This window comes from Actinomadura napierensis (genome assembly GCF_039529375.1).
Taxonomy (GTDB): Bacteria; Actinomycetota; Actinomycetes; order Streptosporangiales; family Streptosporangiaceae; genus Spirillospora; species Spirillospora napierensis.
Genome location: NZ_BAAAMR010000380.1, coordinates 284 through 574, shown reverse-complemented (window position 1 = coordinate 574; position 291 = coordinate 284). Strand labels below are relative to the sequence as shown.

The following is a 291-nucleotide window of genomic DNA, read 5'->3' as shown; positions in this document are numbered from 1 at the left end:
AATGTTGTAAGGGCATTCAAACTTCGAGGAAAATCTGCATAGGCATAGGTTTGAACTAAAACTTCCTTAATTTCTGCAATGGTTAACCCTAAATCTAAACCATCTTTTAATGATTGACTGAGTTTAGCTAGGTCACCATTTGCAGCATAGGCAGCAATCGGTATGATTGCCTGTTGCTGTTCGGATAAAGAATTTTGCATTTGTGTTATTTCCTTCTTTTGAGATAAAGGAAGCTGGACCATATGGGTAGCTGCATAAATCTGTTGATTCAGCGACATCAAACTGATGTCT

The 291-nt window shown here is 37.8% G+C and carries 1 protein-coding gene; it reads right to left on the bottom strand.

Annotated elements, in window-relative coordinates; translation table 11 throughout:
• The coding region (locus tag ABD296_RS50040; protein ID WP_344285733.1) for a carboxymuconolactone decarboxylase family protein at positions 1 to 278 on the bottom strand (278 nt) is incomplete at its 3' end.
• Positions 279 to 291 lie beyond the last annotated feature (13 nt).